A 23,197-nucleotide genomic window follows, 5' to 3' on the forward strand; every position below is an offset into this window, starting at 1 on the left:
TGTGCTCAGGAGCGCTGGCTGCTTTCAACCTGATGATCAGCTTGTCTCAGCTGCAAGCCCCTGCCCGGCCAGCCAGCCCGAACTCCAGCAGTGCTGGAAGTTGAATCCTCCGGTCACCCCATCCACATCGAGGAGTTCACCCACCAGATAGAGGCCTGTCTGTTGCCGGCTCTCCATCGTGGCCAGGTTCACCTCGCCAAGGTTGACGCCACCAGCGGTGACAAATTCCTCCCCGAACGGCCCACGGCCCCGCACCGGATAACGACTGGCACGCAGGGCTGTAATCAAACCCTGTTGACCGCGAGCGGGCAGATCAGCCCAGCGCAGCTGCCGCTCCAGCCCCTGCTCCTCTAGCAGGTGCCACCAGAGCCGCCGGCTCAACTCCGGCCAGGGCCGGGCCGTGGCCAGCTGGCGCCGGGCCTGCTCACAGCGCAACCTGCCGAAGAGCTGATCCAGATCGGCCTGGCTGCGGCCGCCGCTCCAGTCGACCTGCAGGAGGCCGCGATAGCCCTGCTCCTTCAGGGCTCGGGCGGCAAAAGCCGTGAGCCGCAGACAGGCCGGACCACTGAGGCCCCAATGGGTGATCAGCACCGGACCACGCTGGCGGAAGCGCTCGCTTCCAGCACGTTCGCTGCCTGGCCGTTCGCTGCTTCCCGCAGTGTGTTCGAGCTGGGAACGGCCGGGCAGCAGCTCCAGGGCCACAGGATCCATCACCACCCCGGCCAGCTCCGTCAGAGCCGGTGCCTCCAGGGCCAGGGTGAACAAGGAGGGCACCGGCGGCACGAGGGTGTGGCCAAGGGAGGCGGCCAGCTGACGCCCGCTCGGATGGCTGCCGGTGGCCAGCACCAGCTGGGCACAGTCGAGCCGCACCCGGACACCGGCACCGGTGCGCACCTCCAGGCCGAAGCCACCACCGCTGCGGACCTCCGCCCGTTGCAGCGCCGCTCCAGTGCAGAGGCGCACTCCAGCGGCAGCCGCCGCGCGCCGCAGGGTCTCGATCACCGACTGGGAACGGTTGGAACGGGGAAACAGGCGGCCGTCGGCCTCCTCCACCAGCTCCAGGCCATGGGCATCGAACCAGGCCACCGCATCGCCGCAGGCAAACCGGGAGAAGGGACCTCGCAGCGCCCGGGCACCCCGCGGATAGTTGCCGACCAACTCAGCCGGATCCCAGCAGGCATGGGTGACGTTGCAACGGCCACCGCCGCTGATCCGCACCTTATGGAGCGGCTCGGGCGTGGCTTCCAGCAGCAGCACATCGCCGCGGCCCGCCTCGGCCGCCGCCACCGCCGCCATGAAGCCGGCCGGACCGCCGCCCGCCACCACCACGGCGGCGCGACTGGGCAGCATGGAGGCATGGCACACACCGTCGACAGCCGTCACCCGATCACCAGTCATCGCTTCAGTGTGGCGCCGATGCTGGACTACACCGATCGGCACTTCCGGGTGCTGATGCGCCAGGTGAGCCGCCGTTGCCTGTTGTACACGGAAATGGTGGTGGCTCAGGCGCTCCACCATGCCAGCCGCCATCCCGATCCGCAGGAGCGGCAGCGGCGTCTGGAGCGGCTGATCGGCTTCGATCCGATCGAACATCCCCTGGCGCTGCAGCTGGGCGGTGATGATCCGGTGCTCCTGGCAGAGGCCGCCTCACTCGCTGCCGCCTGGGGCTATGACGAGATCAACCTCAACGTGGGCTGCCCCAGCCAGAAGGTGCAGCAGGGGCGCTTCGGCGCCTGCCTCATGGCCGATCCGCAGCGGGTGGCCCTCTGCGTGGCAGCCATGGCCGAGGCCAGCGGCCTGCCGGTCACGGTGAAGCACCGGATCGGCATCGATGACCATGACTCCTACGAGGCGCTGCTTGACTTCGTCGACACGGTGGCGTCGGCCGGCTGCCATCGCTTTGCCGTGCATGCGCGCAAAGCCTGGCTGGAAGGGCTCGATCCCAAGCAGAACCGCACCATCCCACCCCTGCGCCATGCGCTGGTCCATCAGCTCAAGGCCGATCGTCCGGCCCTCACGATCGAACTGAACGGTGGCCTGCAGACGCCGGCGGCTTGCCTGGAGCACCTCGATCACGTGGACGGGGTGATGGTGGGCCGGGCGGCCTATGACCATCCCCTGCTCTGGGCAAGCGTGGATGCCGATCTGTTCAACGACAGCGAACAACCGGCGGCCCGGGCCTCCACCGTGGTGCGGGGGGTGATGCCCCACGCCGAACGCTGGTGCTCAGGCGGCGGGCGCCTCTGGCCGATCGCTCGTCACCTGGTGCAGGTGGTGGAAGGCGTGAGTGGGGCACGCCACTGGCGGCGGGACCTCACCAGGGCAGCCGGGTCACGCCAGGCCGGCGTGGAGGTCCTGGATCAGGCCGCGCTCCAGCTGGAGGAGTGCGGTTACTGACCAGGCCGGTTCAGCCTTCGGCTCCGCCGTAGTGGCCACCATCGGCAGCACCGGTCTCTGCGGATCCGCCACCGCTGCGGCGGCGGCGGGTGCGACCGGCTTCGAAGCCATCCGAGGCGCCGCCATAACCACCGGAAGGAGCGCCACCGCCACCGCCGTAGCTGCGGTCTTCCCAGCCACGGGCTCCGGATCCCCGATCTGCGGCATAGCCGCCACCACCGCCGGAGTCGCCCCGGCTATAGCCGCCGCCACCGCCGCCGCCATAACCACCACCACCACCACCGCCGTACCCGCCACCACCACCCCGACGCGGGGCGCTGCCACGGGGTTCAGCCTTGTTGATCCGCAGGGGGCGACCCATCAGCTCGGCCCCCTGCAGGCCCTCGATGGCCCGGGCCTCGGTCTCCTCATCCACCATCTCGACAAAGGCGAAGCCACGCTTGCGCCCCGAATCCCGCTCCAGCGGCAGCGCACAGTTGCTCACCTCACCGAAGGGGGCAAACAACTCCGCAACATCTTCCTGCTCCGCGCGGAAGGGGAGGTTGCCAACGAAAATACTCACGGACCTGGGGGGCGCCACTCGGCGCCGACGACCACAGAAGCCTAGGAGCGAAGTGGCCAAACGCTGGGGTTCGGGCGGGCAGAGGTCACGGCGTGCAACGGTCCTGGGGCAACAACCGCTGCCGCATCACCTGCAGCCGCGTCTGCACCTGCTCAAAGCCCGTGCCACCCTCGCTGCGGCGAGCGGCCACCACCTGCCGCGGTGCGATGGCGGCGTAGATGTCGTCGGCGAAAGCCGGATGCAACGCCTGCCAGCGCGGCAGGGGCAGATCCCGCAGCAGCACTCCCTCCTGCAGGCAGGTCTTCACCAGTCCACCGACAAGCTGGTAGGCCTCGCGAAAGGGCACCCCCCGGGCCACGAGGTAATCGGCCACATCGGTGGCATTGGAAAAATCAGCGGCCACGGCCGCCTCGAGGCGTTGCGGACGGAAGACCAGCCCCTCCTCGAACAGGATCGCCATCGCCTCAAGGCAATCCAGGCAGGTGCGCACCCCGTCGAACAGGGCCTCCTTGTCTTCCTGGAAGTCTTTGTTGTAGGCGAGCGGCAGCCCCTTGATCATCGTGAGCAGGCCCATCAGATGGCCGAACACCCGGCCGCTCTTGCCCCGCACCAGCTCCGGCACATCGGGGTTCTTCTTCTGGGGCATCAGGCTGCTGCCCGTGGCACAGCGGTCGGTGAGGGCCACAAAGCCGAACTCCTCGCTGGCCCAGAGGATCACCTCCTCACTGAGGCGGCTGAGGTGCACCAGCACCAGGCTGGCGGCGGCCATGAATTCCACGGCGAAATCGCGGTCGCTCACCGCATCGAGGCTGTTGGCATAGATGGCGTCGAAGCCCAGCTCGGCGGCCGTCTGACGGCGATCGATCGGCACCGGCGTCCCCGCCAGGGCCGCCGCCCCGAGGGGGCAGATGTTGACCCGCCGCCGCACATCCGCGAGGCGGGAGCGATCCCGCTCGGCCATCTCGATGTAGGCCAGCAGATGGTGCGCCAGGCAGACCGGCTGGGCCCGCTGCAGGTGGGTGTAACCGGGGATGAGCACCTCGGCATGGCGATCGGCCTGGGCCAGCAGGGCCCGCTCGTAGCGCGCCAGGGCCGCATCAATGGCATCGATCTGCTGCCGCAGCCAGAGACGCAGGTCGGTGCCGACCTGGTCGTTGCGGCTGCGGCCGGTGTGGAGCTTCTTGCCGAGGGGGCCGAGCCGTTCGATCAGGCGCCGCTCCACGGCGAAGTGCACGTCTTCGGCCTCCAGGCCCGGCTGGAACTGGCCAGCCGCCGCCTCGGCCCGCACGGCTTCGAGACCCTCGATCAGCTGATCGGCTTCCTCGGTACCAATCACGCCGCAGCGGCCCAGCATGCGGGCATGGGCCACGGATCCATCGAGATCCTGCTGCAGCAGAGCGATGTCGAACCCGATCGAGGCATTGAAGCGCTCGATCGCCGGATGCAGCCCCTGCTCGAAGCGATCACTCCAGCTGCCGGCCGTTCCACCGGTCACACCTCGCTCTGCAGGCTCGCCGGTGGCCGCACCGCTGATGGAGGGGGAGGGGGAATCGGCTGCCATCGGGCCAGGCACTGGGGCGATCCGTCAGCTTGCCACCCAGGGCCGATGGGATTCACCCAGAGCAGCTGGCCTTAGCGCCGGTCGGGCCTTGCTGCGGACAGGGTTTCAACGCAGACCGGCTGCGGCGGGCAGGGACGGCAGCATCACCTCCTCGCGCACCTTCAGCACCACCAGCGAGGCATCGTCATCAGGCTGACGATCGTCGCCGACGAAGCGATCGAGGCGGGCGAACAGGTGATCGAGGATCCCCTGGGCACCCACCCCAGACCGGCAGGCGGCATGAAGTGCCCGCACGAGGCGCTCCTCCTCGAAGCGCTCGCCGGTGAGGCCGGGGGCTTCGGTAACGCCATCGGTGTAATAGAGCAGCACGTCACCGGGTTCCAGCACCAGCTGGCCGCAGCCGTACTCGGCCTCGCTCTGCAGACCGATCAGCAGACCCGGGGCATCGAGCCGCTCCACCCTGCCGCTCTGGCGCCGCCAGATCAGCGGTGGATTGTGGGCGGCATTGGCGTAACGCAACAGGCGGGTGCGGGGGTCGAAATCGGAATAGAAGAGCGTCACGAAGCGGTGCGAGTGGGCCAGGTCTTCCTGGGCCAGCTGGTTGAGGTCGTGCAGGATCCGATCCGGCGCGTGGCCGCTCAGCACCTCCGCCCGCAACATGCCCCGCAGCAGGGTCATGAGCAGACCCGCCGGCACCCCCTTCCCCATCACATCGCCCATCACCAGAGCCCAGCGCCCCTGCTCGCGGCGGCGGCCCATCAGTTGGGGCCGGGTGGGGATGAAGTCGTAGTAGTCGCCACCCACCTGGAAGGCCGGCCGGCAACGAGCCGCCAGCTCCACCCCTTCAATCACCGGGCAGTGGTCGGGCAGCAGCTGGGCCTGGATCTCGGCACCGCTGCTGAGCTGGCGATCGAGCCGCTCGTGGCGCCGCATATCCGCCAGCAGCAGCTCGTTTTCCAGGGCCACTCCGGTGAGATCGGCCACCAGCTGGATATGGCGTTGGTTCACCTCGCTCCAGCACAACCCATCCGGGCCGCTGAACACGTAGAGCCGCCCCCGCTGATTGCTGCGGGCCACCACCGACGTGCCGAACACCTGAACCTCACCGAGCAGGCGGGCAACCAGCTGATCCAACAGCTGCACCACCGCTTCCTCACTGGCCTGGGCCTGGAGGTCGCTGTCTGGCAGGGCGGCGATCTGGCGCAGCAGCTTGGCGCAGCGATCCGGCGGCGAGGCCTGCAGCTGCTCGCGCCAGAGGCGGCCATCGGGGTGAAAGACCACCAGCAGGGCCCCTTCGGCCTCCACCAGCCGCGCCGCCACCAGGGCCACCAGCTCGAGAAAGCGGCTGAGGTTGGTGAAGCTGCGCAGGGCGAAACCCAGCGACGCCAGCAGTTCGCCGTTGCGGCGTTGCTCGCGACTGAGGCTGTCGAGCAGCTGCCGCAGCGAAGCGATGGCCGTGAGAGGAGCAGGGGCGGGGGGCGCGATCGCCTCGGGGTCCGGTTGCACGGCGGCAGGATCGGCGCTGGCGGGTAGCGGCGACGGGGCCATGGCGGCCCTGGACGGCGGCTTGTTGCTCAAGGAGCGGCCGCAGGGAGCCCGCAAGGTAGCAGTGGTTCCCGATCGCCATGGACGCCATCGCCACCGGGGCACCAACTGGGACGCGGCTGAGGCGCAAGCCTGGCGTCGAACGGCTCAGACGGCCAGCAGGGCCTCGACGAACTCGAAGCTGTTGAAGGGCCGCAGATCGCGGATTCCCTCGCCGGCGCCGATGAAGCGAATCGGCAGACCGGCCTCGTGGGCCACGGCGATGGCCACACCGCCCCGGGCACTGCCATCGAGCTTGGTGAGCACCACACCTGTGAGACCGGCGGCCTTGGCAAAAGCCATCGCCTGGCGCAGACCGTTCTGGCCCTGGCTGGCATCGAGCACCAGCAAGGATTCGACGGCGGCATCCGGGGCCAGCTTGTCGATGATGCGCCGCACCTTGGCCAGCTCCTCCATCAGGTTGTGCTTGGTCTGCAGGCGACCGGCGGTGTCCACCAGCACGAGCTCGGTGCCCTTGGACTGGGCCGCGCCGATGGCGTCGTAGACCACGGCAGCGGGATCGGCATTGGCGCTCGGGTTGGCGATCACCGCCACGCCGCTGCGATCACCCCAGATCTGCACCTGTTGCACGGCGGCGGCCCGGAAGGTGTCGGCCGCGGCGATCAGGCAGCTGTAGCCACTGCGCACCGCCAGGTTGGCCAACTTGCCGAGGGTGGTGGTCTTGCCGACGCCATTGACCCCCACCATCAGCCAGACGTTGAGCCGCTCCCGCTCAGGGGCGAGCAGGGGAACGCCACTGGCGGTGATCGGTTCATCCAGGAGGCCACGCAGCTGTTCCTTGAGGAACCGGATGCCTTCAGCCGGGTCCACCACCTCCTCGTTGAGGCGCTGCCTCAGGGCCTCAAGCACCTGATCGGTGGCCTGCACGCCCACATCGGCACGCAGCAGGGTGGTTTCGAAGTCGTCGAGCACCTCGGGGGTGAGCGGATCGTCGCCGAGGCGATCGAGCAGCTGGGTGACAAAGCCGCGCCGGGTCTTCTCAAGGCCGCGGCGCAGACGACCCAGCCAGTCGATCTCCTCCAGGGAGATGTCATCGAGCTGGCGGCCCTGGGCGGCCAACACCTCGGCCGACCAGGTGAAGGTGTCGTCGAAGGCGCCGAGGCTGGGTTCGGCGGCATCGGCCAGCGGCGAGGGCTGAGCGGGGGCCGCTGCAGGGGAGCCGGAGCCGGAGCCAGAGACGGAAGTGGAAGTTGAAGTTGAAGTCTCTGAGGGTGCGGGAGCAGAGCCGGTGTCAGCCAGCTCGGCGATGGCGATCAGCTCCTGCTGACGCTGGCGACGCTGGGCCGCGGCCTGTTCGAGCAAGGACAGACCGGCCGCGGGTGCAGGGGAAGGTTGCGGCGCTGGGGAGCTGGGGGAGCTGTCTGGGGACGCCGCAGCAACGTCTGGCTCCTCAAAGGACGCAGAGGCAGAGGGTGCAGAAGCAGAGGGTGCGGTGACAGAACCATCGGCATCAGTCGGCGTGCTGGCGCTGGCCTCCTGAGGCGGCAGGACCTGAGCCACATCAATGGCCGGTGCACTGGGCCCGAGGGGCTCAGTCGGAACCTGCTCAGGCAGGGGCTGCGGTGGGGGGGCCTGCTCAGGGGTGGGTGACGCTGCAGACGCTGGCGCGGCCCCCGGCGCGGGAGCCGGGGGGGCTGGAACGGCGGCAGGCTGGGCTGGGGCAGGCTCCGCGGCGGCGGCGGCAGCCTGCTGCTGGGCCTTGAGCCGGGCATAGGCCTGACGGGCCCACTCCAGAGCGTCCTGATCGACGGACGGGGTAGTTGCTGGGGCAGCCGTTGCTGGCTCGATCGTGGCTGACGCCGGCTGGGAAAGCTCCAAGGGTGCGCGGGAAGGCACCGAGGTTGCGGGTTCGGAGGGCCCCGGAGGCTCGGGTGACTCGACGGACCCTTCTGCAGCCCGTTCGTCCGATGCCGCGGCCACCTCAGCGGCTGGTTCCAGGTCGGGTTCAGGTCGCTGGGGCTCCGCAACCTCAGCAGCGATCGCCTCCGCATCCCCACCGGGCAGAGGCGGCACCGAAGCTGGTTCGGGCTCCTGCTGTGGCTGGCTGCGAGGGACCAGGTTGCGCTTGAACCAGTCGAACACCATGGCGATCAGCTCGCGGAGACAGACCGGGTGAAGCGCCGCAGCACGCCGTTGATCATGCGGCGGCCCTGCTCGTCGCTGTAGCGGTTGGCCAGTTCCACCGCCTCGTTGCAGGCCACCGCCGGCGGCGTTTTGAAGTGCTGCAGGTCCACCACCGCCAGGCGCAGGATGTCGCGGTCGATGCGGGGCAGGCGGCCGAGGCGCCAACCCTCCATCACGCCATCGAGCCGGGCATCCACGGCCTCGCGCTGGCGCAGCACTTCCCGGGCCCGCTCCAGGGCACCACGGCGCACGTCGTCCTGGTCGGAGAGCAGCAGCAGGCGCGGCAGCTCCAGGCTGGCCGACAGCCGATTCAGGGCTTGCTCGGCCTGGGCGATGCCCTGTTGCAGATGCAGGCGCACCTTCGGCAGGCTGGCCTCGCCGCTGTCCTGCAGCTCGCTGTCGAGCAGCTGCTGCTGGGCGCCCTGCAGATCCTCCGCGGAGCGATCGAGCGATTCACGCACGTGCTGGCTGAGGCTGGCCATGGCCTGCTGCAGCAGAACCTCGAGCGAGAGATCGGCCGCTGGAACGCGGTCGTTGGTCTGGCCGAGCATCAGCAGGGCCAGTTCGCGGGCAAGGGTGCGGCTCTGCATCAGGAGAGTTGGGGGGCGCGCAGCTGGGCCAGCAGGCTGGAGAAGCTGCGATTGGACGTGGGCTCGCGCTCGTCGGGGCTGACGATGCCGGCCGAGATGATCGTGCGGAAGGCATCCTCCACCGAGATGTCGATGTCTCTGACGGAGCTCTCGGGCACCACCGCATACCAGCCGGTGGTGGGGTTGGGAGCGGTGGGGATGAACACGCTCAGCATCGGCTCGCTGAAGCTGGCCTGAAGACTCGTGGCCAGGGTGGCGGTGACGAAACCGAGCGCAAACAGACCCTCGCGGGGATACTCCACCAGCACCACCCGGCGGAAGCGACCGGAATTGCCCTGCAGGAAGGTTTCGAGCAGCTGCTTGAGGGTTTTGTAAACCGAGCCGGCCAAGGGAATGCGCAGCAGGGTTCCCTCGCCGAACTCCAGCAGCCAGCGGCCCACGATGTTGCGGGCCATCAGGCCGATCAGCAGGATGCCCAGCAGTGGCACCAACAGGCCAACGCCGAGGTTGATCAACTCCTGCAACACCGGGTTGAGGGTGTTGAAGGGATTGAACTGCTTCGGGATCGAAGTGAGGAACGCCAGCACGAAGCGGCTCACCGTGGTGGCCAGCCAGATGGTGGTAGCCAGCGGGATCACCACCAGCAGACCGGCGATCAGATCGTTCTTGAGATCCTGCTGGAGGCGATCGCCCAGCGGCTGATCAGGCCTGGGACTGGATGGAACCAAACGACAACCCGGAACTCCGGCCGACAGCAACCTGTTGGCAACTTAGCCAGGCACCGCTTCAAAGCAGAGCGGCCAGGGCCACAAGCACGAAGGAAACCGCCAGAACGACGGCGGTGCCGGTGCCGCCGATGCGGCGTTGGTTCACGGCCAGATCGCGGGCACGCTCCTGCTGCCGCAGCTGCTGTTCGGCTTGATCGAGCTGGCGGCCCATCAGTTCCTTGACCATCTGGCGCTTCTGCTCATCGGTGCCCTGGGCCGGCAGCTGACCGGCCTGCTCGGCCTGCTTGACGAACTGCTGAATCGCCTCGGGGTTCTCCATCTGGGCCCGGGCCATCTCGAGCTGGCCCTTCTTGGCGGCGAGGCTCTGATCGGTTTGATCGGCCATGGCCCGATCGCCGCTGATCGACATCGGCACCGCCACCAGCAGAGCGATCGCCAGCACGGCACTCAGGGCCGCCACCACCCAGCGCAGCGGCGTGCGGCCGCTCATCGGGTTGTCGAGGCGGCCACCGAACAACATCAGCAGCACACCCACCAGCGCCATCGGCGACTGGGTGACGAGCCGATCCACGAAGAGCTGGCGGTAGCCCTCCTCAGCCCAGTTCCAGAGGGGCAACAGCACCGCCAGCTGCAGCAGCAACAGCACCACCAGCGTGATTCCCAGCCAGCGGAGCAGAAAGCCGAGGCGACCGAAGGTGGCGGAACTCACAGGCAGGATGACGGGATGGAGCAACTGTACGGGCCGTGAGCCGGGCCGCCCTGGCGGTCGCCCTCAAGCAGCAGGCGACGGCGCTGGGCTTCGCGGCGGTGGGTATCGCCGCTGTGCCCCCCGGGCCGCGCCTGGCGCTGCGCACGGCGGCGCTGGAGCGCTGGCTGGGGGCCGGCCACCAGGGCTCGATGGCCTGGATGAGCGATCCGCGCCGCCGCTCCGTGGAGGACCTGCTGCCGGGGGTGCGCAGCCTGCTGGCGGTGGGGCTCAGTTATTACGTGGCAGCCGAGCGGGCGCCCGGCAGCCTGGCGGTGGCCCGCTACGGCTGGGGGCGTGACTACCACCGGGTGATCGATGGCCGCCTGCGGCGCCTGGGGCGCTGGCTCGAGGCCGAGGCACCGGGCACCGGCTGGCGCGCCTGCGTGGACAGCGCCCCGCTGCTGGACAAGGCCTGGGCCGAGGAGGCAGGCCTGGGCTGGATCGGCAAGAACGGCAACCTGATCCATCGCCAGCATGGCTCCTGGCTGCTGCTGGGCCATCTGCTCACCACCCTGGACCTGCCGGCCGACCGCCCCGCCGAACCGCTCTGCGGCTCCTGCAGCCGCTGCCTCGAGGCCTGCCCCACCGGCGCCCTGCCGGAACCGTTTGTGGTGGATGCCCGTCATTGCATCGCCTTCCATACGATCGAAAATCGCGATCCAGACCTTCCCGAACCGATCACCGCGGCGCTGGGAGCCTGGGTGGCCGGCTGCGACATCTGCCAGGACGTCTGTCCATGGAATCAGCAGCCGCTGGCGAGCAGCACCGACCCGGAGGTGCAGCCGCGGCCCTGGCTGCTCAACCTGCGGGCAGAGGAGGCCCTGGGCTGGGATGACGCCACCTGGGACGAGCACCTGCGGGCCTCGGCCCTGCGCCGCATCAAGCCCTGGATGTGGCGCCGCAATCTGCGGGCGTCGGCGGGCAGGGCGAGTGGCTGTCCCTAGGGTGGAGCCTCCCTGTGGGGCAGTTGTGATCCGGCGCTGGTGGCAGTTCAGGAGCAAAGGGATGACATCTGAGTTCACGCTGGCCGCGACAGGGGCCACCCCGTCGCGACGGAGGCTGCGGACCTGGGCCCTGGCCATGCCGCTGGGGATTGGCCTGTGGGCCGCTCAGATGGCGCCGGCCCGGGCGCTGGTGCCCTACGTCTTCGTGCCCCAGAACCAGGAACTGGCGGGCGCGGGTCTGGGGATTGCCCAGGCGGCCGGCCGGCTGCTGCGGCTCGGCCAGGCTGAGGACGCCGCACGGCTGGCGGCGCTCACCGTGCAGCTTCTGCCCCAGGATCCGCGCGGTTGGCTGCTGCTGGCGGAAGCCCAGCTGCGCAGCAACCAGCTCGAGGAAGCCGCCGCCGCCCTGGCGCGAGCCAAGGAACTCGATCCCCGCAATCCCGGCATCTGGTTCGCCCAGGGTTCCCTGGCCCTGCGCAACGGCGAACCGCAGCAGGCGATAGGTCTGCTGCAGCAGGGAATCAAGCTGGATGGCCGCAATGGCGGCGCCTTCTTCGATCTGGGCAACGCCCATCTGCTGCTGGGAGATTCCGGCGCGGCTCTCTCGGCCTTTGAGCGGGCCTCCGGCCTGCGCAAAGACTTCTGGGAAGCGATCAACAATCAGGGCCTGGTGCTCTACGAGCAGGGCCGCGGCAAAGAGGCGATCGATCGCTGGCGCCGGGTGCTGAAGATCCGGCCTGAAGCCGCCGAACCGAGTCTGGCACTGGCAGCCGGTCTCTACGCCAGTTCACCGCAGCAGCAGGCGGAAGCCCGCCAGCTGGCGGCCCAGGCCCTGGATGACGAACCCAATTACGTGCTCGACAGCTTTCAGAAAGAACAGCTCTGGGGCGACAGACTGAGGGCCAGCACCCGCCGGCTTCTGGAGGATCCAGAGCTCAAGACCGTGGTGGAGCGCGCCAACGCCAACGCGGGATCCAGCACCGATCCGGAGGCGTCGACACCCTGACTTCGGGGAGAACCCGCCCGGGATCTGTAGGCTGAGCCCCACTTTTCGCCCTCACACCGAAGACCCGGATGGCCGAGGAGCGCGTTCAGCCCATCGCCCTGCATCAGGAAATGCAGCGCTCCTACCTCGAATACGCGATGAGCGTGATCGTGGGACGGGCCCTTCCGGACGTGCGCGACGGGCTCAAGCCGGTGCAACGGCGCATCCTGTTCGCGATGCACGAGCTGGGCCTGACGCCGGATCGGCCCTACCGCAAGTGCGCCCGGGTGGTGGGCGATGTGCTCGGCAAATACCACCCCCACGGTGATCAGGCGGTCTACGACGCCCTGGTGCGGCTGGTGCAGACCTTCGCCAGCCGCCACCCGCTTCTGGATGGCCACGGCAACTTCGGTTCCGTCGATGACGATCCGCCGGCGGCGATGCGGTACACCGAAACCCGCTTGGCACCGATCGCCCATGAGGCGATGCTCGAGGAGATCGGCAACGACACAGTTGATTTCGCCCCAAACTTCGACGGCTCCCAGCAGGAGCCCACGGTGCTGCCGGCCCAGCTGCCCTTCCTCCTGCTGAATGGCTGCACCGGCATCGCCGTGGGGATGGCCACGAGCATCCCGCCCCACAACCTCGGCGAGGTGGTGGATGCCCTGATCGCCCTGGTGCGCAAGCCCGACCTCAGCGACGAGAAGCTGCTGCAACTGGTGCCCGGCCCCGACTTCCCCACCGGCGGCGAGGTGCTGATCGGCAGCGGCATCCGCGACACCTACCTGGGCGGGCGCGGCAGCATTCCGATGCGGGGGGTGGCCCACACCGAGGAAGTTCAGCCCGGCAAGGGTCGCCACCGCCGCAGTGCCGTGGTGATCACCGAGCTGCCGTATCAGCTCAGCAAGGCCGGCTGGATCGAGAAGCTGGCCGACCAGGTGAATGAGGGCAAGATCGGCGGCATCGCCGATATCCGCGATGAAAGCGATCGCGATGGCATGCGGGTGGTGGTGGAGCTGCGCCGCGATGCGGACGCCACCAAGGTGCTGGCCGACCTGCAGCGCCGCACCGCCCTGCAGAGCAATTTCGGCGCGATTCTGTTGGCCCTGGTGAACGGCCAGCCGGTGCAGCTCACCCTGCGGCGCATGCTGCAGGAATTCCTGGAGTACCGCGAACTCACCCTGATCCGCCGCACCAACCATGCCCTGCGCCGCTGCGAGGACCGGCTGGAGGTGGTGGAAGGCCTGATCCGGGCCCTGGAGGTGCTCCAGCAGGTGATTGCCCTGATCACCGCGGCTCCCGATGCCGCCACCGCCCGCGCCAGCCTGCAGGTGCAGCTGGATCTGAACGAGCGCCAGGCCGATGCGGTGCTGGCGATGCCGCTGCGGCGACTCACGGGGCTGGAGCAGGAGAGCCTGCGCAAGGAGGTCGAGGAGCTGCGGGTCGAACGCAGCCGCCTGCGCACCCTGCTCGACGATCGCGAGGTGCTGCTCGACCATCTGGTGGCTGAACTGAAGCGCCTGCGCAAGCGCTATGCCACGCCGCGCCGCACCCGCCTGGTGGAGGGGGGCGATGAGCTGGTGGCACAGCGCAGCGCCGCCGTGCGTCCCAACGCCGAACTGCAACGCCAGCAGGCCTTCGAGGCCCTGGCCAGCGACAGCCGCCTGCTGATCCTGGCCGATGGAGCCGTGAAGATCGTCGGCCCCCAGTTGCTGGGCCGCCTCCATCTCGATGAACCGGCCCCGCTGGCGGAACAGCCGCCGCCGGCCCGGCTGATCCTGCCCACCGCCGGCCAGCCCAACCTGCTCGCCTTCACCGCCAGCGGCCGGGTGGCCCTGCTGCGCTGGGAATTTGCCGGCCAGCAACAGGGAGGGCTGGAGCGCTTTCTGCCTGACAGCCTCGATGGCGAGACGGTGGTTCAGGTGCTGCCTCTGCCCAGCCAGGCCAGCGGCACCAGCCTGGGCCTGCTCAGCAGCGACGGCCGCTTCAAGCGGCTGCCCCTGGAGGACTTTCAGGAACTCTCCGGCCGGGCCGCCACCGTGCTCAAGCTCAAGGAGGGCGTCAGCCTGCTGCGGGTGGTGCCCTGCCGTGATGGCCAGGATGTGGTGGTGGCCAGCAGCACCGGCCGCCTGCTGCGGCTGGCGGTGGAGGAAGCCAACCTGCCGCTGATGGGACGCACCGCTCAAGGGCCCGTGCTGCTGCGGTTGCTGCCGGGCGAGGCGGTGGTGGGCGCCGCCGCCGTGGCCGCCGGCGGAGACGTGCTGTTAGCCAGCCGACTGGGTCTGGTCAAGCGCCTGGCGGTAGAAAACCTGCGGCCGTGTCAGCGGGGTGATCTGGGCCAGATCGCCATTCGCTTCCGCGATCGCAGGGATGGCCTGGTCGATCTCTGCGACGCCGAGACGCCCCTGGTCAGCGCGGTGATCTCAGAGGTCCGCAGCGTGCGGCTCGCCACCGCAGAGCTGGAACGCCAGGACAGCAGCGGCGACGGCGAGCTGCTGGGCCTGCGCGAACGGGAAGCGGTACAGGCCCTGGTGCCGCTGATCACCGGCTGAACGGCAGCGGCAGTGCAGGCTGCAGGGCCTCGGGGCGTGGATCCTGGAGTCAGCCGACCAGCGCCAGTCCGGCCGGTTCCAGCATCAGCTTGCTGGCCCTCACTTCGTCCGGCAGGTCGATCGGATAGGCACCGTCGAAGCAGGCGGTGCAGAAGTGGCTGGAATTGGCCTGGGCCGCGTCCACCATGCCCTGCTTGCTGAGGTAGGCCAGCGAGTCGACGCCAAGATGGGCGCTGATCTCGGCCAGGGTCAGACGGGCGGCGATCAACTGATCCTGGGTGTCGGTATCGATGCCGTAGAAGCAGGGGTGGGTCACCGGCGGTGAGCTGATGCGCATGTGCACCTCGGTGGCGCCGGCCTCCCGCAGGGCTGCCACCAGCTTGCGGCTGGTGGTGCCCCGCACGATCGAGTCGTCGATCACCACCACCCGTTTGCCGGCAAGCACATCCGGCAGGGGGTTGAGCTTGACGCGGATTCCCGCTTCCCGCATCGCCTGGGTGGGCTGGATGAAGGTGCGGCCGACATAGCGGTTCTTGATCAGGCCGTCGGCGAAGGCAATGCCACTGACCTGGGAGTAGCCGATCGCGGCCGGAATGCCGGAATCGGGCACGCCGATCACCAGATCAGCCTCCACAGGGGTTTCACGGGCCAGAGCTTCGCCAATGCGGACGCGGTAGCTGTAGAGCGATTCGCCGAAGAAACGACTGTCGGGTCGTGCGAAATAGATCATCTCGAACACGCACAACTTGGCCGGCTCTTCACACCAGCGGCTGCGCAGAGGTTCAGCTTCACCGACACGGAAGTGAATGATCTCGCCAGCACCCACATCATCGATATAGGTGGCGCCGATGATATCAAGCCCGCAGGTTTCACTGCTGGCCACCCAGCGGGCCTCCTGCCGCTCACCGATATGGCCGAACACCAGAGGACGGATGCCGTGGCCGTCGCGCAGGGAAAACAGGCCATCGGGAGTACCGATCACCAGGCTGAAGGCACCGCGGCACTGGCCGGCGGCCGCGCGGATGGCCGCATCCCAGCCCAGGCCGCCGTTCACAGCGTGCTGCAGAGCGAAGGCGATCAGCTCCGAATCTGTGGTGGAGGTGAACTCGCCGGCGAGGTGATCCAGCGAAAGGCGCAGCTCAGCCGCATTGACCAGGTTGCCGTTGTGGGCCAGGGCAAAGGGTCCCAGGCGGGTCATCAGCAACACCGGCTGGGCATTGCAGACCTTGCTGCTGCCGGTGGTGGAATAGCGGTTGTGACCGATCGCCAGGTCGCCGGGCATCCGTTCGAGCACGTCCTGGTCAAACACCTGGCTAACCAGGCCCATGTCCTTGTGCAGCCGCACCTTGGCGCCATCGAACACGGCGATGCCGGCCGACTCCTGGCCGCGGTGCTGCAGGGCGTAGAGACCGAAGTAGGTGAGGTTGGCCACCGGCTGACCGGGGGACAGCACGGCGAACACACCGCAGGCTTCCTCAGGCTTGTCGGGCCTCAACTCATCACGGGCAACGGGCTGGTGTTGCTGCAAGACCCTGCCCACCTGAAGCTTGACTGCATCATTGCGCATCAGGCGCGACATCAGGGCTCGGACCGGCTAAGCGCTGGGGGGCACCGCCTGGCCCAGGCGCCGCGGGATCGCCTGCTCAAATGCCTCACGAAGGTCGTCCACGGGCAGGCTCAGCAGGGTCGCCCCGCCGCGGCTGAGGGTCAGGGAAGCAGGGGCCTGGGCACCGGCCTGCACCGCGCCGAGGCACTGGGCAGGAATGGCGGCACCGGCAGCGGCAGCCTGATCAAGGGCCTGCTGCCAGGCGGCGGCATGGGCGGCCGCGATGCTCACCAGCACCCGGGCACCGCCCTCAGCGAACAGCAGACGATCCGGCCGGAGGGCGCCGGCCGGCAGCTCCAGCGCTGCCCCCAGACCGGAGGCGATGCAGGCCTCGGCCAGAGCCACGGCCAGCCCTCCGTCGCTGAGGTCGTGGGCAGACGCCACCAGGCCCTCCGCAATCGCCTGGCGCAGGAAGGCCTGGACGCGCTTCTCCAGCTGCAGATCGATCAGCGGCGGCCGACCGGTGACGGCCCCATGGATGCGCTCCAGGTAGCTGCTGCCAGCCAGGCTGACCCGCTCATCCGGCTCAGAAGCCGTGGGCGATGCGGTAGTGGTCGACGAGGCAGTGGCATCCAGCGGAACCCCCAGCAGCCAGATGGCATCACCGGCTTGACGCCAGGCCAGGCCACGGACCAGCGCGAGATCGGACACCAGCCCCACCATGCCCACCACGGGGGTGGGGTGAATCGGCTGCATCTGGCCGTCTGGAAGCCGGGTCTCGTTGTAGAGGGAGACGTTGCCACCGGTCACCGGGGTCTCCAGGGCACTGCAGGCCGCCGAGAGGCCGCGGCAGGCCAGGGCCAGCTGCCAGTAGCCGGTGGGGGTCTCGGGCGACGGGAAGTTGAGGTTGTCGGTCACGGCCAGGGGCTCGGCGCCGACGCAGCTGAGGTTGCGGGCCGCCTCGGCCACCGCCGCCATGCCGCCGCGCTCCGGATCGAGGGCCACCCAGCGGTTGGGACAGTCCACCACCGCCGCCACGCCGCGGCTGGCGGCCTGCATCGCCCCCTCCCCCCGCTGGGGCCGCAAGCGCACCACGGCCGCATCCGCTCCGCCGGGCAGCACCACGGTGTTGGCCTGCACCTGGTGGTCGTACTGGCGGAACACCCAACGCTTGGAGGCAATGGTGGGGTCATCGAGCAGCTGCAGCAGCACCGCTCCCCAGCCCAGGCTCTGACCGGCCAGGGCCCCGTTCACCGGCGTGATGCCAGCCTGCGTGGCCTGCGGCAGCTGGGCCTCGCTCCAGCGCCAGTGGGCCTGGATGGCGGCGGGGGGCTCGCTGATCAATGTGTGATGGTTGATCGGGGTGTCGTCGGCCAGGGCACTGGCGGGAACCTCGGCGGCCACCGACCCGTGCTGCAGCACCCGCACCACGTTCTCCTCCAGCACCCGGCCCACCTCCGCCGCCTGCAGGCCCCAGCGGGTGAAACGCTCCATCAACGCCTGCTGGCGACCGGGCTTGACCACGAACAGCATCCGCTCCTGGGACTCGCTCAGCAGGAACTCGTAGGCGGTCATGCCGCTCTCGCGGGCGGGCACCCGGTCAAGATCCAGCTCGATGCCCAGGCCCCCCTTGGCGGCCATCTCCGAGCAACTGCAGGTGAGGCCGGCGGCGCCCATATCCTGCGCGGCCACCACATCACCGCTCTGGAAGGCCTCGAGGCAGGCCTCGATCAGGCCCTTCTCCAGGAAGGGATCGCCCACCTGCACGGCGGGGCGATCGTCGAGCGAGGCCGCGGTGAGCTCGGCACTGGCGAAGCTGGCACCGCCCATGCCATCGCGCCCGGTGGTGCTGCCCACGTAGACCACCGGATAGCCCACGCCCTCAGCGCCGGAGCAAACGATCTCCTCGGTTTCCATCAGCCCCAGGGCCATGGCATTCACCAGCGGGTTGCCGGAGTAGCTGGGATCGAAGGCCACCTCCCCGCCCACGGTGGGCACACCGACGCAGTTGCCGTAGTGGGCGATGCCGGCCACCACGCCCTCCATCAGGCCCACGTTGCGCTCGTCTTCAAGCGGCCCGAAGCGCAGGGCATTGAGCAGGGCGATCGGCCGGGCGCCCATGGTGAAGATGTCGCGCAGGATGCCGCCCACCCCCGTCGCCGCCCCCTGAAACGGTTCCACGGCCGAGGGGTGGTTGTGGCTCTCGATCTTGAAGGCGAGCCGCTGACCTTCGCCCAGGTCGACCACACCGGCGTTCTCACCGGGACCCACCAGGACGCGGGGGCCGGTGGTGGGGAACTGGCTGAGCAGCGGCCGGGAATTGCGGTAGCAGCAGTGCTCCGACCACATCACACCGAACATGCCCAGCTCGGCCCGATTCGGTTCCCGTCCGAGCCGCCGCACGATCTCGTCGTAATCGGCCTGGCTCAGGCCTTCCTTGCGCAGCGCCTCGGGCAGCGAAAAGGAGGCGGAAGCCGCAGGGGACGGCATGGTGGCAGCCAGGCAACGGCCCCCCACTCTGACGGAGGGTCTGCAGTGGGGAGATGGGCCGGCGGATCCGGCCGTCAGACCCAGGGATCGGCATCGCTGCCGCGATCCCGGCCGGAGCGCGGCTGGGAGCGGGGCGGAGCTGCGTCGGGATCGGCATCGCTCTCCCATTGGTCCCAGGTCTCACGCTCCGGCCTGCGCTCGGGGGGATCTTCAGGTTCCTCCTGCCAGCGTCCCTGGGGCTCCCAGGGGGGCTCCTCCAGCCAACCCTCCAGCCGGCCTTCGAAGCGATCGCCCACCTGATCGATCTGGTCGCGCCAACGGCCGGTCTCCTGTTCCAGCTGCTCCTTCCAGCGCCGTGAGCGACGCAGCAGCTCCTGCCGCACGCTGGCGCGGGCCAGGGGCAGATCGTCCAGGCTGGCCAGGGCGGTGCGCACCACGCCGGGCTGTTGATCGACGATCCGCTCGGGGGTAAGGCGCCAGCGGCTGCTGCCCGGCAGCCGCGGATCACTGCGGGCAATAAGGTAGTGGCGGATCCTGCCACTGCGCAGCTCCACCGCCGCATCCACCACGCTGCCGAGGGACTGGCTCTCGCGGCCCAGCAGGGCGGCGTCGAACAGGGTGGGCAGCCGTTCCAGCGTGACTGGATCCGTCTCGGCCGGCTCCCCCTGCACAAAGACCTCCCCTTCCCCCAGCCCCCGCAGCTGATTCAGCCGCCAGACCAGCCGTTGATTGCCGAAGGCCGAGGGTCGGGTGACCCAACCGAGCAGACGGTGAACCGGCGGATGCATCCAGCCGATCTGACCAGGGCCGTGATCGAGCCCCTGGTCGCAGCGGACCCGGCGTTGCAGCAGATCGCTGAGCAGCAGCTGCTCGGGAAGGGCCACGCCACTCAACCGCGAATCTGAACAGGCATCACCAAGTAGGTGAAAGTGCCCTCATCGGCCGTCGAAAGCACGGCCGGCGTGGTCGGTCCGTTGCAGTGCAGAATCACCCGCTCGCTGGCCATCACCTTGAGCCCCTCCAGCACGTAGCGCACGTTGAAGGCGATCTCGATCGGCTCCCCTTCCAGCTGCGCCGCCAGGGTCTCCGCACCGCTGCCCACGTCCTGGGCGTCGGCGCGGATGTGCACCTGAGCGGAGGCCGGCTCGGTGCTGATCTTGACCACGTTGTTGTGCTGATCGGCCAGCACCGCCACCCGCTCGAGAGCGGCCGTGAAGGCCCGGCGATCCATGGCGATGCTGCGCCCGAAGCTGTCAGGGATCAACTGGCGGTAGTTGGGATAGGTGCCATCGAGGGTGCGGCTGGTCAGCACCTGATCCGCCGAGAGGAACACCACCTGGCCGCGGTCGCAGAAGAGGTTGAGCGGATCATCCGACTGACGCACACTCAGCAGCCGCTCCAGCTCCCGCAGGGACCGAGCCGGCACGGTGACGGCAAAGGATTCGCTCTCGACATCGGGATCGATGCGCAGGGCCTGATCCAGCTTGAGCACGGCCAGGCGGTGGCCATCAGTGGCGGCGCACTCGAGCGAGTCGTTCTCGAGGCGGAGATGGACGCCCGTGAGCACCTGCTTGGCCTCATCGGCGCTGCTGGCGAAGATGGTGGCGCGCAAGCCCTTGACCAGGGCCTCAGCATCGAGACGGATCGGGGTGCCCGCCTGCACCAGGGGCAGATCGGGGAAGTCGTCGGCAGGCATGCCCCGCATCCGGTAGCTGCCCGAGAGGGAGGTGAGCTCCACCTGCTCGGTGCCGTCTTCGCAGTGGAGCGTGATCGGACTGTCGGAGGAGAGGCGAGAAACAATCTCGCCAAACAGCCGAGCCGGCAGGGTGATGGCGCCGCTGGACTCCACAGAAGCCGGCAGGCTGGTCTGGATGCCAAGGCTGAGGTCGAAGCCGGTGAGGCTGAGACGACCGGTGCCGGCATCGGCGGTGAGCAGCACGTTGGCCAGCACCGGATGGGTGGGCCGAGCAGAGACAGCCCGGCTGACCAACTGAAGGCTGGCACTGAGTTCGGCCTGGGAGCAGACCAGCTTCATGGGGGGTTCTGGAGGCTGTGTGGCCGGCAGATCGGCTCCACCACCGTTCCACAGGGCGGCGCCAAGCGCAACGGACCGGCTGGCCGGATTCCCGCTTTCCACCACGCTTTCCCCAACCCGACTGCCAAGAGGATTGATTTTTTTCTGAATAACAATCTCAGACCCGTAGTCGTAGAGCCTGGGGAATTGGTGGAAAACGCCAACAAGACCTCTGCGCTGCAGGTGTTTTGCTCTGGCAGGCATGAGGAAAACGTTGGAGGAAAACCTCGGGAATTGCAGCTTTCCACCAATTCCCTGGGCTGGGGAAAACAGGGCCTGTTTCGAGTGTTCTGATCGCGTTGGTTTTCCCCAGCCCAGGGAATCCCTTTTCCCGGAGTTTTCAGCAGGCGGTTTCAGGGTTGGCTGCGCCCTGAAATCCCGCTGATTCGCAACAAAAAAGCCCCCGATCGGGGGCTGATGGCCAGGGCCGCGGTCGCGGTGATCCCGGGGCCGTGAGGCTCAGAAGCCCATCACCTTGGCCACCGTGGCCGTATCCGGTTCGATGCCGGCGTGGAACTTGGCGTCGTTGTGTTCGATCGCCGTGGTGGGGTCCTTGAGGCCATTGCCGGTGAGCACGCACACCACCGTGGCGCCGCTCGGCACCTCCTCGCGCCGTTTGAGCAGCCCCGCCACCGAGGCGGCGCTGGCCGGTTCGCAGAACACGCCTTCTCCTGCCCCGAGCAGCTTGTAGGCCTCGATGATTTCGGCGTCCGTCACGGCCATGAAGTCACCGTTGCTCTCGGCCCGGGCCTTGAGGGCGTTCTCCTTGTTCACCGGGTTGCCGATGCGGATGGCGGTGGCGATCGTGTCGGGTTGCTCCACCGTGTGGCCCAGCACCAGCGGGGCGGCTCCGGCGGCCTGGAAGCCCATCATCCTCGGCAGCTTCCAGCTGCGGCCTGCCTGGCGGTACTCACGGAATCCCATCCAGTAGGCGCTGATGTTGCCGGCGTTGCCGACCGGAATGCAGAGCCAGTCGGGTGCTTCGCCGAGGGCGTCCACCACTTCGAAGGCGGCGGTCTTCTGCCCCTGAAGGCGGAAGGGATTGAGCGAGTTCACCAGGGTGACGGGATAGCGGTCAGCCACCTCCCGCACGATCGTCAGGGCGCGGTCGAAGTTGCCCTGCACCGCCAGCACTTCGGCGCCATACAGCAGGGCCTGGGCCAGCTTCCCCTGGGCGACGTAGCCATCCGGGATCAACACGAAGGCCCGCATGCCACCCCGGCGCGCATAGGCCGCGGCCGCGGCGGAGGTGTTGCCGGTGCTGGCACAGATCACCGCCTCCGACCCGGCCTCCTTGGCCTTGCTGATCGCCATGGTCATGCCCCGATCCTTGAAGGAGCCGGTGGGGTTGAGACCGTCGTATTTGAGGAACACCCGCACGCCGCGGCCGATCCGCTCGGCGATCGACGGAGCCGGGATCAGCGGCGTGGCTCCTTCCCGCAGGGTCACCACCGGCGTGGCATCGCTCACCGGCAGCCAGGCGCGGTAGGCCTCAATCAGGCCCGGCCAGTCCTGCATCACCGGCTGGGCGCCGAAGGGACCGGTGCCATGGCGCCGGAAGGAACGGAGCAGGGGCACGGGGCAGGGTCTGGAGGCTGGGGGCGAATCTACGGCGCGACTCAGGCTGACCCTGGCCCGGATTCAGGAGCCAGGCTTGGCGCCGACATCACCGCGCAGGCCATCGAGGGGGGATTCCGAAAAGAAGCGCACCAGGTCGGTCACGGAGCTTGCCTTGCTCATCAGCCCCAGCAAGGCAGGAATGCTGACCTCGATCTCGTTGGTGGGATAGGCCTTGAGGAAGCCGATCGGAGACAGCTTGCCGGAGTCTTCAGCGGCGCCCAGCACCAGCGCCGATCGCATCGCCTGCACCCCCACCGTCTCGGCGTTGAGCGGGTAGATGATCTGGGCGGCCCGCGCCAGGATCGCCTCGCCGATGCTGGTGTTGAGCAGGCGGCTGACCAGCACGACCGGCACGGTCATCGATTGGTTGAGCAGTTTCGCGGCTTCTTCCGGCTTCTGCTTGCTGAACTTGAGCACGTCCGCAAGCAGACCGCGGGCCTCTCCGGTGGTGGCCAGGTGCTCCAGATCCGCCACGGGAATCGAGCGGCGGAAGGCCCCGCTCACGAACACCAGGTTTTCGCCGGCCAGGGCTGCAGGGGAGCTGGCGCAGAGCCCGAGTCCCAGCAGGGCGGCCCCCAGACGGTGGCACTGGCGGGTCAACCCGGACCGCTTCTGCACAGAACTCTCCCAATAATGGAATTCATCGTAGGAGCAGCGTTTGGAGGGGAGCT

18 protein-coding genes are annotated in these 23,197 nt (G+C 68.7%); 4 read left to right on the top strand and 14 right to left on the bottom strand.

The genetic code is table 11. The annotated features are described in order from the left end of the window. Positions 1-36: 36 nt before the first annotated feature. Positions 37-1,350: an NAD(P)/FAD-dependent oxidoreductase gene (locus KQ310_RS03720; RefSeq protein ID WP_259720438.1), complete on the bottom strand. Its 1,314-nt coding sequence runs from the start codon at positions 1,348-1,350 to the stop codon at positions 37-39. A 6-nt stretch (positions 1,351-1,356) separates the two neighbouring features. On the opposite strand from KQ310_RS03720, the gene dusA reads away from it, so the two are divergent. Beyond that, a complete protein-coding gene (gene dusA / locus KQ310_RS03725) occupies positions 1,357-2,397 on the top strand; it encodes a tRNA dihydrouridine(20/20a) synthase DusA (RefSeq protein WP_259720439.1) in 1,041 nt (346 codons plus the stop codon). Between the two features lie 10 nt (positions 2,398-2,407). Here the strand turns inward: dusA and KQ310_RS03730 are convergent, their stop codons facing one another. From KQ310_RS03730 to KQ310_RS03760, 7 genes are all read right to left on the bottom strand, one after another. Then, entirely contained in the window at positions 2,408-2,959 is a 552-nt protein-coding gene (locus KQ310_RS03730) for an RNA-binding protein (protein ID WP_259720440.1), read from the bottom strand. A gap of 85 nt (positions 2,960-3,044) precedes the next feature. Further along, on the bottom strand, positions 3,045-4,520 hold the full coding sequence (gene argH / locus KQ310_RS03735; RefSeq protein WP_259720441.1) for an argininosuccinate lyase: 1,476 nt from the start codon (positions 4,518-4,520) through the stop codon (positions 3,045-3,047). 105 nt (positions 4,521-4,625) lie between these two features. Then, positions 4,626-6,098, bottom strand: coding sequence for a PP2C family protein-serine/threonine phosphatase (locus KQ310_RS03740; protein ID WP_259720442.1), 1,473 nt, complete (start codon positions 6,096-6,098; stop codon positions 4,626-4,628). Positions 6,099-6,212: 114 nt separating this feature from the next. Next, positions 6,213-7,943 (bottom strand): signal recognition particle-docking protein FtsY, encoded by a 1,731-nt coding sequence (gene ftsY, locus KQ310_RS03745; protein ID WP_399237566.1) that lies wholly within the window; start codon positions 7,941-7,943, stop codon positions 6,213-6,215. A 272-nt stretch (positions 7,944-8,215) separates the two neighbouring features. Continuing rightward, the gene (gene nusB, locus KQ310_RS03750) at positions 8,216-8,839 is read right to left on the bottom strand and encodes a transcription antitermination factor NusB (RefSeq protein ID WP_259720443.1); all 624 of its coding nucleotides are present in this window, start codon (positions 8,837-8,839) and stop codon (positions 8,216-8,218) included. Next, positions 8,839-9,567 carry a DUF502 domain-containing protein gene (locus KQ310_RS03755; protein ID WP_259720444.1) on the bottom strand — a complete coding sequence of 243 codons (729 nt, stop codon included), beginning with the start codon at positions 9,565-9,567 and terminating at the stop codon, positions 8,839-8,841. Before KQ310_RS03755 ends, nusB begins: the two co-directional genes overlap by 1 nt. Positions 9,568-9,625: 58 nt before the next feature. Then, on the bottom strand, positions 9,626-10,276 hold the full coding sequence (locus tag KQ310_RS03760) for an HpsJ family protein (protein ID WP_259720445.1): 651 nt from the start codon (positions 10,274-10,276) through the stop codon (positions 9,626-9,628). 35 nt (positions 10,277-10,311) lie between these two features. On the opposite strand from KQ310_RS03760, the gene queG reads away from it, so the two are divergent. The 3 genes from queG to KQ310_RS03775 all read left to right on the top strand — a co-directional run bounded on the left by queG (position 10,312) and on the right by KQ310_RS03775 (position 14,796). Beyond that, positions 10,312-11,259 (top strand): tRNA epoxyqueuosine(34) reductase QueG, encoded by a 948-nt coding sequence (queG, locus tag KQ310_RS03765; protein WP_259720446.1) that lies wholly within the window; start codon positions 10,312-10,314, stop codon positions 11,257-11,259. Between the two features lie 61 nt (positions 11,260-11,320). After that, a complete protein-coding gene (locus tag KQ310_RS03770; RefSeq protein ID WP_259720447.1) occupies positions 11,321-12,265 on the top strand; it encodes a tetratricopeptide repeat protein in 945 nt (314 codons plus the stop codon). 68 nt (positions 12,266-12,333) lie between these two features. Then, a complete protein-coding gene (locus tag KQ310_RS03775) occupies positions 12,334-14,796 on the top strand; it encodes a DNA topoisomerase (ATP-hydrolyzing) subunit A (RefSeq protein WP_259720448.1) in 2,463 nt (820 codons plus the stop codon). A gap of 49 nt (positions 14,797-14,845) precedes the next feature. On the opposite strand, the gene purF is transcribed toward KQ310_RS03775, so the two are convergent. From purF to KQ310_RS03805, 6 genes are all read right to left on the bottom strand, one after another. Continuing rightward, entirely contained in the window at positions 14,846-16,363 is a 1,518-nt protein-coding gene (purF, locus tag KQ310_RS03780; RefSeq protein WP_259720519.1) for an amidophosphoribosyltransferase, read from the bottom strand. 27 nt (positions 16,364-16,390) lie between these two features. Further along, the gene (gene purL / locus KQ310_RS03785) at positions 16,391-18,832 is read right to left on the bottom strand and encodes a phosphoribosylformylglycinamidine synthase subunit PurL (RefSeq protein ID WP_259720449.1); all 2,442 of its coding nucleotides are present in this window, start codon (positions 18,830-18,832) and stop codon (positions 16,391-16,393) included. Between the two features lie 74 nt (positions 18,833-18,906). After that, positions 18,907-19,716 (bottom strand): RNA methyltransferase, encoded by an 810-nt coding sequence (locus KQ310_RS03790; RefSeq protein WP_259720450.1) that lies wholly within the window; start codon positions 19,714-19,716, stop codon positions 18,907-18,909. Positions 19,717-19,721: 5 nt separating this feature from the next. Beyond that, positions 19,722-20,867: a DNA polymerase III subunit beta gene (gene dnaN / locus KQ310_RS03795; protein WP_259720451.1), complete on the bottom strand. Its 1,146-nt coding sequence runs from the start codon at positions 20,865-20,867 to the stop codon at positions 19,722-19,724. Positions 20,868-21,365: 498 nt separating this feature from the next. Continuing rightward, entirely contained in the window at positions 21,366-22,424 is a 1,059-nt protein-coding gene (thrC, locus tag KQ310_RS03800; protein ID WP_259720520.1) for a threonine synthase, read from the bottom strand. Between the two features lie 123 nt (positions 22,425-22,547). Beyond that, positions 22,548-23,126, bottom strand: coding sequence for an alpha/beta hydrolase (locus KQ310_RS03805; RefSeq protein ID WP_259720452.1), 579 nt, complete (start codon positions 23,124-23,126; stop codon positions 22,548-22,550). Positions 23,127-23,197: the final 71 nt, after the last annotated feature.

Source organism: Synechococcus sp. CS-1328, from assembly GCF_025128095.1.
GTDB lineage: Bacteria > Cyanobacteriota > Cyanobacteriia > PCC-6307 > Cyanobiaceae > CBW1002.